This is a genomic window from Bacteroidales bacterium, assembly GCA_014860585.1.
Taxonomy (GTDB): domain Bacteria; phylum Bacteroidota; class Bacteroidia; order Bacteroidales; family 4484-276; genus RZYY01.
Window position 1 is genome coordinate 18,705 of record JACZJL010000034.1, and the last position, 11,224, is coordinate 29,928.

At 42.6% G+C, this 11,224-nt stretch carries 10 protein-coding genes; 1 reads left to right on the plus strand and 9 read right to left on the minus strand.

What is annotated here, in order from left to right; all coding sequences use genetic code 11:
- Nucleotides 1–103 precede the first annotated feature (103 nt).
- The 8 genes from mce to polA form a co-directional block, all read right to left on the minus strand.
- A complete protein-coding gene (mce, locus tag IH598_04350; GenBank protein MBE0637728.1) occupies nucleotides 104–505 on the minus strand; it encodes a methylmalonyl-CoA epimerase in 402 nt (133 codons plus the stop codon).
- A gap of 36 nt (nucleotides 506–541) precedes the next feature.
- The gene (locus IH598_04355) at nucleotides 542–1,717 is read right to left on the minus strand and encodes an acyl-CoA dehydrogenase family protein (GenBank protein ID MBE0637729.1); all 1,176 of its coding nucleotides are present in this window, start codon (nucleotides 1,715–1,717) and stop codon (nucleotides 542–544) included.
- A 166-nt stretch (nucleotides 1,718–1,883) separates the two neighbouring features.
- On the minus strand, nucleotides 1,884–2,696 hold the full coding sequence (gene tatC, locus IH598_04360) for a twin-arginine translocase subunit TatC (protein MBE0637730.1): 813 nt from the start codon (nucleotides 2,694–2,696) through the stop codon (nucleotides 1,884–1,886).
- Nucleotides 2,697–2,820: 124 nt separating this feature from the next.
- Nucleotides 2,821–4,317, minus strand: a complete 1,497-nt coding sequence (locus IH598_04365; protein ID MBE0637731.1) for a putative DNA binding domain-containing protein — start codon at nucleotides 4,315–4,317, stop codon at nucleotides 2,821–2,823.
- Nucleotides 4,314–4,919: a DUF4062 domain-containing protein gene (locus tag IH598_04370; GenBank protein MBE0637732.1), complete on the minus strand. Its 606-nt coding sequence runs from the start codon at nucleotides 4,917–4,919 to the stop codon at nucleotides 4,314–4,316. Before IH598_04370 ends, IH598_04365 begins: the two co-directional genes overlap by 4 nt.
- A gap of 264 nt (nucleotides 4,920–5,183) precedes the next feature.
- A complete protein-coding gene (locus tag IH598_04375) occupies nucleotides 5,184–6,059 on the minus strand; it encodes a glycosyltransferase family 2 protein (protein ID MBE0637733.1) in 876 nt (291 codons plus the stop codon).
- A gap of 7 nt (nucleotides 6,060–6,066) precedes the next feature.
- The gene (locus IH598_04380) at nucleotides 6,067–7,173 is read right to left on the minus strand and encodes an ROK family protein (protein ID MBE0637734.1); all 1,107 of its coding nucleotides are present in this window, start codon (nucleotides 7,171–7,173) and stop codon (nucleotides 6,067–6,069) included.
- 141 nt (nucleotides 7,174–7,314) lie between these two features.
- Nucleotides 7,315–10,104: a DNA polymerase I gene (gene polA / locus IH598_04385; protein ID MBE0637735.1), complete on the minus strand. Its 2,790-nt coding sequence runs from the start codon at nucleotides 10,102–10,104 to the stop codon at nucleotides 7,315–7,317.
- Nucleotides 10,105–10,329: 225 nt separating this feature from the next.
- Here polA and IH598_04390 point away from each other — a divergent pair, with 225 nt between their 5' ends.
- Nucleotides 10,330–10,875 (plus strand): DUF2478 domain-containing protein, encoded by a 546-nt coding sequence (locus tag IH598_04390; GenBank protein ID MBE0637736.1) that lies wholly within the window; start codon nucleotides 10,330–10,332, stop codon nucleotides 10,873–10,875.
- A 204-nt stretch (nucleotides 10,876–11,079) separates the two neighbouring features.
- On the opposite strand, the gene IH598_04395 is transcribed toward IH598_04390, so the two are convergent.
- On the minus strand, nucleotides 11,080–11,224 hold a 145-nt coding region (locus tag IH598_04395; GenBank protein ID MBE0637737.1), incomplete at its 5' end, for a hypothetical protein.

Below are 11,224 nucleotides of genomic sequence, written 5' to 3' on the forward strand. Positions count from 1 at the left end.
CAGCAAGAAATTACGCTGAATTTGATGTTCAACGATTTAATTACCCAACCCTCCCGAGGTTTCGGGAGGATTGGGGTCAACCGTAAGAGTTTTCCAACTGTCATTATTTTCCGCAAAACTCGGTAAGCACACCTTGAGTGAATTTGGGATGTAAAAAACCGATATTCAACCCTTCAGCACCTTTACGCGGTTTTTCATCAATCAATTTGATGCCTTTGGCAGCCGTTTCTTCGAGGGCAGCGTTTACATCGTCCACCGCAAAAGCCAGGTGATGAATGCCTTCGCCGCGCTTTTCGATAAACTTGCCAATCGGCCCTTCAGGGTCAGTGGATTCGAGTAATTCAATCTTGGTTTGACCTACCATGAAGAAAGCTGTCTTAACCTTCTGGTCTTTAACCTCTTCGACGGTATAGCATTTTAAGCCTAAAACATTTTCATAATAGGGGATACTCTCTTCAATGCTCTTTACAGCAATCCCAATGTGTTCGATATGAGACAGATTCATAGGGTTAATTTTTAAAAACTTGAACTGGAGATTATTTTATACAAAAGCAGAAATGCCTGTAATGTCAGCGCCAGTGATCAACAGGTGAACATCATGTGTTCCTTCATAAGTGATTACCGATTCGAGGTTCATCATGTGCCGCATGATGGGGAAGTCGCCGGTTATGCCCATGGCGCCAAGTACCTGTCTCGATTCGCGTGCGATACGCAGGGCTACTTCTACATTATTACGTTTGGCCAATGAGATTTGAGCGGGAGTAACTTTACCGGCATTTTTGAGCACACCAAGACGCCAAACCAGCAATTGAGCCTTTGTGATTTCGGTGAGCATTTCGGCCAGTTTCTTTTGCTGAAGCTGGAACGAAGCAATCGGTTTGTTGAACTGCTTACGTTCGAGTGCATAGTGAAGCGCTGTGTTATAGCAATCTATAGCGGCGCCCACAGCACCCCATGCAATTCCGTAACGTGCTGAATTCAAACACATCAGGGGGCCTTTAAGCCCGCGAATTGTCGGAAAAATATTTTCTTTCGGAACTTTAACGTCTTCGAACACCATCTCTCCGGTTACCGAAGCACGAAGTGACCATTTGTGATGGGTTTCCGGAGCGGTAAAACCTGGCATTCCTTTTTCAACAATCACTCCGCGCACAACACCTGTTTCATCTTTTGCCCATACCACACCAACATCTGCAATTGCTGAATTGGTGATCCACATTTTGGCGCCATTCAGCAGGTAATGATCGCCCATATCCTTGATTTTGGTTTCCATACTGCCTGGATCAGAGCCATGATTTGGCTCAGTCAGACCAAAGCAGCCAATCAATTCACCGGTAGCTAATTTTGGCAGGTATTTCCTTTTTTGTTCTTCGGTACCGAATTCATAGATCGGGTACATGACCAGCGAAGTTTGTACTGATGCAGCCGAACGGATTCCTGAATCACCACGCTCCAACTCAGTCATAATTACCCCGTAAGAAATATGATCAAGCCCTGCACCACCATATTCTTCAGGAATAAAAGGTCCAAAAGCGCCAATCTCGCCAAGTTCTTTCAGGAAATGCCGTGGAAAATGGTGCTGCTGAGCCGCCTCATCTATTACAGGAATTACTGAACGTGTCACCCAGTCGCGGATCGCGGAACGTACAATTTTATGCTCATCTGTGAGCAATTCATCCAACTGGAAGTAGTCGGGAGGTGTGAAAGGATAAGCCATTGTTATTATTTTTTAGTCAGACAAATGATTATTAATAATTTGCCGCAAAAATAGACATAATTCAGGCTTCAAATGAATTTTTTGTTAAATAAATAACAATTCAAAATAAAAATTCGAAGATTAAATTCAGTGCTGGATTGACGGCACTTTTAGCAGATCTTTCTAACTAAGCAGATAACGACTTTTCACGCTTTTTGAAAACGCGATCGGAAACGAGGATACTGATCTCGTAAAGCCCGAACAACGGGATGGCTACAATGATCTGGCTGAAGACATCGGCCGGGGTAATAATGGCCGATACGATGAGTATGATCACGATCATTGCTTTGCGGCTTTTACGCATGAATGCCGGCGAAATGATCCCAACTTTGGTTAGAAAGTAAACGAAAATTGGCAGTTCAAACACCACTCCAACAGCAAAGGAAAGTGTAACTACTGTGCTGATGTAAGAGGTGAGTGCAATTTGGTTTTCCACTGAATCGCTAACACTATAACTTCCCAGAAAAAGTATAGTTAAAGGTACAATCAAATAATAACTAAACAAGACACCCAACAAAAAAAGCAAAGAACTCCACACTACTGCTCCGCTGGTGTAACGTTGTTCCTTTTCGTAGAGTGCTGGTTTGATAAAACTCCAGATTTCATAGATGATGTAAGGAATGGCCACGATAACGCCAGCAAAGATGGAAATGTAAAAGTGCATCAGAAACTGACCGGAAAGATTGATATTGATGATTTTCAGGTCAAAATCGTCGATGCAAAAAGAGGTGGAAGAAAAGGCAGGCAGATTTTCTGATAAATACTTCCCGAACAGACAAAACAGGCGGTTAGTGATGAAATCTCCCGATTTGGGCGCAAGGATAATTTGATTAAAAATGAAGTCTTTACTGATGAATGCAGCAATGGCCAGGATCAATACCGCGGCTACCGACCGCACAATATGCCAGCGCAACTCCTCGAGATGCTCCCAGAAAGTCATTTCTTTTTCCTTTACTTTTTCTTTGTCGGCTATGGTTTTCATTTGTTGAAACATCTGATTTGGCAAACTGTGGCTAAGTTCCAGTCTTCTAAGATAATGGCTAAGGGATTGTTTGTTCCGTTGGTCATTTCAATTTTGCTTTTAATTTCCTTGTTAAAAAGTATTTTCCTGTTTTTGCTGCACCTCGAAACTCAATTAAATCAATTGTTTTCAGTATTTGCAGGTATCGCTGAACTGTCCTGTGTGATTTGTCAATTGCTTTTATCAGTTCATTTATTGAAACTCCTGCATCAGATTTATGAACGAAATTTACAACGTCAATTAATCCGCCACGTACAGCGTCATTTACAGCGTCAATGATTCTTTTTTTTACAGCATCATTTACAACGTCATTTACAACGTCATTTACAACGTCACTTACAACGTCACTTACAACGTCATTTTCTTTTGCAGTAACAGTAACATCGGGAAAAGTTACTGTTGTTGAGTAAATATTAGTATCCCAACAAGGTATGGCATAACCCTTCTTCTCACAATCTTGAATCATTAAAACAGTACCTCTACCAATTTTTTCAATCATCTGTCTTAAAAAACAAATATGGGCAATATCAGGGTTTCTTGGAACAGACAAATGGTTTTTAGCTAAATCACTAGGTGAATAACCACCATACAAAGTGCCTGAATTGATAATTTCCAAACGATTTGGATAGAAAGCAACGTGAACAGTACCTGATACAGCAGAGTAGTCTCGATGAATCAATGCATTCATCAATCCTTCTCTTAAAGCCAATTTTGGGTAAGATACATCTTCTCTGAGCCATTTCTTTTCACTGAATTTACTTTGTGTAGCAATATTCACCTCAAAAAATTGTAAAATCTCATCCATATTTCTGAATAAATTACCTTCAAATATTTTATCGTAACTGTATTTGTCAGAGGTCTTCCCTCCTTTGAAAACAGTTAACCGAATTCTACATTGAGGTAAATAGCGGGCAGGCTCCTTGCCGAAAAGCACTATAGCTGCATTGGTTAAATGTCCGTCTCGATATAGGCTGTAATAAGATAAAAAGTCTTCAATGTCTTTTTCTGAAAATAATTTGCCTCGGCCATATCGAACTACATCTTGAATGGTTTTACGGATTTCCGATTCATCTAAATCCTCCAATTCAACACCTAAGGCGATTTGACGTTCCCAATGTAATTCGGTTCTTTGTCTTTCAGTGATGAGTATAGATATTTCTGAAGGCGTGGCATTTAAGGTTTTGCTTCCTCGTCTGAAAAATATTTTTCTATTGAAAATATAAGGAGGCTTTGAGCCATTCCAAACTTTAACTGAAAGAATCTCTTCTTTCCCTATTTTTTCCAAAGATACAGTTACAGGAGGTTCTGGAATAATGGCCTTGAATAAATACTGCCTCAATTCATTTTGAAAATGTTCAGCATTTTCAATTCCTATTACTTTACCATCCTCTTTCACACCTACTAATACCGTTCCTCCCTCTGAATTTAGAAAGGCACAAAGTGTTTTGGCAATTTCTTCTTTTCGAACAACCTCTTTAAATTCAAGCTGTCCGCTTTCACCCTGTTTTATAAGGTTTTTTATGAGTTGTTCGTTTGTCATTTTTGTAATGCTTTTAGTCTGTTTAATTCATCCAAATCAGCTTTAAAACGATTAATGTCTTTAAATTCTGTTTCGATAAATTTCATTTCATCATCATCAAAATGACCAAATTCGTGTGCCCAACGCCTTTTATACATTGGTTGTGCATCTTGTATTGCTGCATTGTACATATCAATTATCCGTGCATCTTCAAATACAGGAGTTTTCTTAAATTCAAAATCAGGATTCCGCAATCTATTTTTGATATCTGTGTACATGTACTGAGCTAATATTTCACGGGCATACCTTACTGAGTAATGGCTTAAAAACCCGCGTGGTTTATCCTGTTCAATGGCTCGGGTAAATTCCTGATGTGTTATGCCTGAACCATACCTGGGCATGATGATACCCAAAAAGAAATCACATTCATCTACCGCTCTTAAACAAGCTTCCATATTAGAGGCACCCGGAGCTACATAGACAGTTCCAATGTGGCTGTTTAAAACTTTGTATTTGTATTGAGCAGACTTATAACTTTCGATAGTGGCACAAAGCACACGCAGGTCTTTTTCAAAACTATATACAGTGGATGAAACCATTATTTTAATTACTTCCCTTGGCATCGTTCCGCTCTGATTTAACTTCGTTCATTTTATAACTCTATCGGGATGATCATTCAAAATTCTTACAAAATTACCTACTCATATTTCATAAACTGCAGCAGCCTTTGGCAACTGCGTGTTTGTAAAGTATGTCGTCTCTATTCTTAAAAGTCTGTTCAACCATCAGTTCTATTTTGTTCTTGTCTTTAGGTTCTCATTCTTTTTTTTGTCGAGTGTTGATAAAAATTCAAGTTCTTTTAGTTATTTTCTCAGGCTTGATGGTAACTATCTGATAACCTTATACGTCCTGAACTTCCCGATCTCGATCCCATACTTCTTCTCCAGCCAGTTTAGAATTCTCAGCCTCAACGAAAGTTTAATTCCTTTGGTCGGATCGAAGTCAAATTTCCAGTTCATTCTCCGGATACGTTCCTTCATCACCTCCGGATGTGTTCCTTTGAAATGGGCAAGCGAGTCAATCTGAGAATAGTCGAATGCTTCAGCTTTTTGTACGTTTTTTTCGATCCAGTCATCGTCGTGCCAGAGCTTTTGGAAAGTCTCAAGTTTCTTTTGCATGGCGTCAGGAGTGCGCACCCACCCATAGTGATAGACGGTGGCGTTGATTTTTTTAACCAGCAGGTTTTTCCCATCCTTTTTAAAACTCATGGCATCACGGTAGGAGTTGATTTCCGGAATGTTACGGATAACCCTGATTTGTTTGTAAGACCATCGCCGTGAATCGGCAATAAAGTCGAAGGAGCCATAGAAATTCAGATGATCAAACAACAACCCGTCAACCCTTTTGTCGGCAAGGTTTTCTTCCATGGCTTTCCTTACGACGGGATAATCCTGTTCGTGTAACACTTCATCGGCCTGAAGGTAAATTCCCCAATCGGTGTCAGGGGCGATGGCAGCTTTGGCCTTGTCGGTTTCTACTGCAAGTACCCGGCCACCCTCTCTGAGCTTGTCGTCCCAGATGGTCTCAATAATTTTTATTTTTGGAGAGCCGATGGATTGAACCATACTCAGGGTTTCGTCCTCTGAATTCCCAACGGCAACAATCACCTCGTCGCAGAGTGGCAACAATGAACGGATGGATTCGATGAACGGGTAGTCGTATTTCTGTCCGTTTCTGACGATGGTAAAACCGGATACCTTCATGTGCTGATTATTTTTTGTTCAGTTCGTTCAGGGCAAAGGCATAAGCGCCAAGCGAAGTGGCTTTGGAAGTTCCAAGCCTTGTAACGCCCACACCGATGCGTTTCAGCGGATCGTAACCGATCTTTTTTGCGCTGAACGGCACTTCGATTTCGCGTTTGTCTCCGGTGAGGAAACGCTGTAAATCCCGATCGTTTTCGAGGTTAAACACTTTAATTTCAAGTCGGGGAAGGTATTTGGCGTCGGGCGTATCAAACTTGAAATTCATCTCATTAACCAAATGTTGTAAAAAGAGAGGGTAGGCGCCTGAAATTCCACCACCAATTACAATCAGTCCATCAAGGAGAGTAATGGCATTGGCAAGGGCATCGCCCGCAGCAACGGCAAATTTTTTAAACGCCTGCCTGGCTGCTTCTTTATGGCCGGCTACCTTTCCCATTCCAATCTCAAAAATGGATTGCGGGGTTGGGCAAAGGATTTCTGAAATACCGGCGGCCCGGCTGTACATGCGCTTGATCCCTCGGATACTCACCGTTTCTTCGACACTGTAAAATGGATGGACTTTATTGCGGAGGCGGTTTATTTCGCCTGCAGCTGAGTTATCGCCACTGAAAAGCTCACCTTTTGAAACAATTCCACCACCAAATCCGGTTCCGAAAGTGCCGCCAATCAGGTTGTGATAACGTTTGGGACTGCCGCTTTTTTCGAGCAGGTCGTTGATGTGGGGTAAAAGCCCTCCGATGGCTTCGCCATAGGTAAAAAGATCGCCGTCGTTATTGATGTAAACCGGAATGTTGAATTTTTCTTCGAGCATCGGACCGAGAGCCACGCCACCCCTGAATAAAGGCAGGTTCACCAGGTCGCCAATAATCCCAAGTTCATACTCAGCCGGACCGGGAAATGCAAAACTGATGGCAACAGGAGCCTCTTTCAGTTTGCTTTTTACATCCTCAAAGCCTTCGATGATTCTTTTCAGTAAGTCAGTCAGACTATCCGCTGCGGCAGGGAGTGTGATGGGATCAACGATCTCATCGCCTGCCTGAATGGCCGAAAAAACAAGATTTGTTCCTCCGGCATCGAGTGTCATCACTATTCTTTTGTCTTCCTTCAGGTTCATAAATCCGTCGTTTTAAAATGAAACTTCAATCAGCAAAGATAGATAAACAATTGAGAAGGTTGGGGGATACGAATATTTTCCGGGATATACTTCCCCATATTAAGTACAAATTCAACTCGATATAAAACCTTGATTTAAATGCTAATGTGCCTCCAGCCAGTTATCGCCGGTGTTGATTTCAACGACAATAGGAACGGTCATTTCGATGGCATTTTTCATTTTTTCCTCTACGATTTCTTTCAAAATGGAGAGCTCTTTTTTGCAGGTATCAAATACCAATTCGTCGTGCACCTGGAGGATCATGCGGGATTTCAGGTTTTTCCTTACCATTTCATCGTAAATTCTGATCATCGCAATTTTGATCATGTCAGCGGATGATCCCTGGATGGGGGCGTTGATGGCGTTGCGTTCGGCAAAGCCGCGGATATTCGCATTTCCTGAGTTGATGTCGCGCAGATAGCGGCGTCGTCCCATCATGGTTTCTACATAACCGTTTTTCCTGGCGAATTCTATGCTTTCGTTCATGTATTGTTTCACACCGGGGTATTCGGTAAAGTAGGTTTGGATGATCTCAGCGGCCTCGCTGCGCGTGATACTTAATTGTTCCGACAGCCCAAAGGCCGAAATACCGTAAACTATTCCAAAGTTTACTGCTTTGGCGTTGCGGCGCATCTCTTTGGTCACCTGGTTGAGGCCGACGCCAAACACTTTGGAAGCGGTGGCCGTGTGAATGTCAAGTCCGTGGATAAAGGCTTCCATCATTCCTTTGTCACGGCTCAGTTCGGCAATTATTCTCAGTTCGATCTGTGAATAATCGGCTGCCAGCAGCACGTAATCATCGTTGCGTGGTACAAAAGCTTTTCTGATTTCACGGCCTTTTTCGGTGCGGATGGGAATGTTTTGCAGGTTAGGATTGGTGCTGCTGAGTCTTCCGGTGGAGGTCACTGCCTGGTTGTAACTTGTGTGAAGCCTACCGTCACGGGGACTGATCAACGCTGGCAAAGCATCCACATAAGTGGATTTCAGTTTGGTCAGCGAGCGGTAATCAAGGATTTTTGAAACGACAGGATGCTTGTGCTCAAGTTTCGAAAGTACCTCTTCACCCGTGGAGTATTGATGGGTTTTAGTTTTTTTCGGGTTTTTGGTGATGTTTAGCTTTTCGAAAAGAATGATGCCAAGCTGTTTTGGTGATCCGATGTTGAATTCTTCTCCTGACAAAGTATAAATTTCCCGCTCAACCTCAGCGATTTCTCCCTCTAATTGTGAAGAAAATACCCTGAGAACTTGAACATCAAGCTTGATCCCTTCAGCTTCCATCGAACTCAATACCGACACCAGTGGTACTTCGATTTCATCAAATAATTTTTTTACCCCAAATTCTTCAAGTTGAGGTTCGAGTTTTTTTCGCAATTGTAAGGTGATGTCGGCATCCTCGGCAGCGTAGTTAAGTACGTCGTTCAGGCGTTTTCCCTGCACTTCCCGCATTGTCGGCTGATTGATCCCTTTTTTGCCGGTTACGTCCTCATAACTGACAGGCCTGTAATTGAGGTATTTTTCCGATAGAAAATCCATGTTGTGCCGCTGTTCCGGCTCGATAAGATAATGAGCAAGCATGGTGTCGAACATCTTGCCTTTTACCTCGAGGTCATACCACCTCAGCACTGAGATGTCATATTTCAGGTTTTGGCCGGTTTTTTCGATTGTCTCGTCCTCAAAAACCTGCCTGAATTCCTGAACCAGTTTTACAACTTCGTTGTAATTTTCAGGGACGGGCATATAACAGGCCTCACCGGGTTTCAGGGCGAATGACATGCCCACGAGTTCTGAGTTATTGGGGTCCGTTCCTGTGGTTTCGGTGTCGAAACAAAATGATTTCTGCTTATTAATTCCCGCAATCAAAAACTGACGCTTTTCAGGCGTGTCGAGCAGGTAATAATTGTGTGGTGTATTTTCGATGGTATTGATTTCGCCTTCACCGCTGCTTCCGGCAGAGCTGAATAAATCCTGTTGCACTTCGGCCTGCCTGGCCACCGTTTTTGACCCTTCAGCCTGGTAATATTCGAACAGCGCTTTTGCAAATGTTTTGAATTCCAATTCTGTAAAAATTTCCTTTAGTGCTTCCAGGTTAGGTGCGTTGAGTTTTAATTTCTCTTCATCAAAATCAATCGGAACATCAAGTACTATCGTTGCCAGCCGTTTTGAGTCGAGCGCCTGCTGTGCAAATTCCCGAACGTTTTCAGCCATTTTACCTTTCAGCTCATCAGCATGATCCAGCACATTTTCTAAAGTGCCGTAAGTGGCAATCAATTCCTGGGCGCGCTTTTCACCGATCCCAGGAACCCCCGGAATGTTATCGGAAGCATCTCCCCAAAGACCCAGCATGTCTATGACCTGTTCAGGCCGTTCAATCCCGAATTTTTTACAAACCTCCGGTACCCCAAGAACCTCGGCTTTATTGCCCATAAACGGAGGACGAAAAATGAAGGTCTTGTCCGAAACCAGTTGTCCGAAATCTTTGTCCGAGGTCATCATATAGGTCGTGAAATCCTTTTGCTCAGCGACTTTTGCCAATGTACCGATCACATCGTCGGCCTCGTATCCATCAACAAAAAGAATGGGAATATTGAAGCCTTCGATCAGTTTTACGATGTAAGGAAGCGACTTTGCCAAATCTTCGGGCATTGCCTGGCGGTTGGCCTTATAGGCAATGAATTCCTCAGCCCGCAAAGTAGGTGCGTGCGTATCAAAGGCCACCCCGATGTGGGTAGGTTTTTGGTTTTTAATCACATCAAGCAACGTGTTGGCAAAACCCACAATGGCGGATGTATTCATCCCTTTAGAATTGATTCGGGGGTTCTTGTTCAATGCATAAAAAGCCCGGTAAATTAAGGCCATTGCATCAAGGAGAAAAAGTTTTTTGGTTTCTGGCATTGTTGTCTGCTTTTATTGTAAGCGACAAAAATAGGGAAAAACAGGGAGGGGGAAAAACGATTTTGATTAAAATCCCCCTTCCTGTAACAGTCTCCAACAAGTTTGCGAAACAGATTTTTGTCGTTAATTTGTGGAATTTAATAGTGTCATCAAGAAAACACCCTGAGTTTGATTTTCAACAAATAGAGTTTTCTTGCTGACACCATTTTTCAGATCAGGAGCAATATGAACAGTATATATTCACTGCCTTATGTATTCATCATTTCAGGAGGACAGCATCAGGGAAAAACCACCTATGTGACTGATCTGGTTAAGCTGCTTAGTGAAAACGGCTATAAAACCGGAGGTTTTGTAGCGCCCGGAATATTTGAAAACAATCACCGTGTATCCTTTCAAATAATGGATTTAAAAACTGGGATCACCATGCCGCTATGCTCACTTAATGAAAGTAGCGGGGAAAGAGTCGGACCATTTTCATTTTCAGAAGAAGGGCTGAATTTTGGAAAGCAGTTGCTCAGTGCGGAAAATCTTTTGGAATGTGATTTTGTTGTGATTGATGAGGTTGGCCCGTTTGAGCTCAAGGGAAAAGGCTGGAGCTCATCAATCGAAAAACTGATGCAGTCCGGTGGTCATTTTAAAATGATCTGGGTTGTTCGCAAACCTGTTATCGAAAAAGTTCTGAAAAAATTCCGGGTTAAAGATTTTAATCTGATTGATATTTCAACCGTATCTGTAGCTGATGCACTTGAAATTTTAACCGGCCATTCCTGATTGGAAGTTGAGATGAGGATTTCAGGTTGACGCTTTGTGGCCCTTTGCGGTTCAACCTTTTTTTAACGCAGAGTTGCGCAAAGAAGGCGCAAAGAACCGCAGTGTAACAATTTTTCTCCAAAGAATCCTGTGGGGGATGGCAGGCGGCCAGTCCGGACGACTCTGTCGGACAGATAAATCCAGTTTTCCGGTTCTGCCATCAAGCTACATTTTATCATTGATCAGCCTTCCCGACCCGATCAAATCCCGGAGGCTCCTTTCATAGCGTGATTTGCGCAGCGCTTCGAGGTAGTTCATGTTGTGCAGGTCGCTTCCGGCCAGTTCCACCATGTTGTTTTCGATGAGTTTC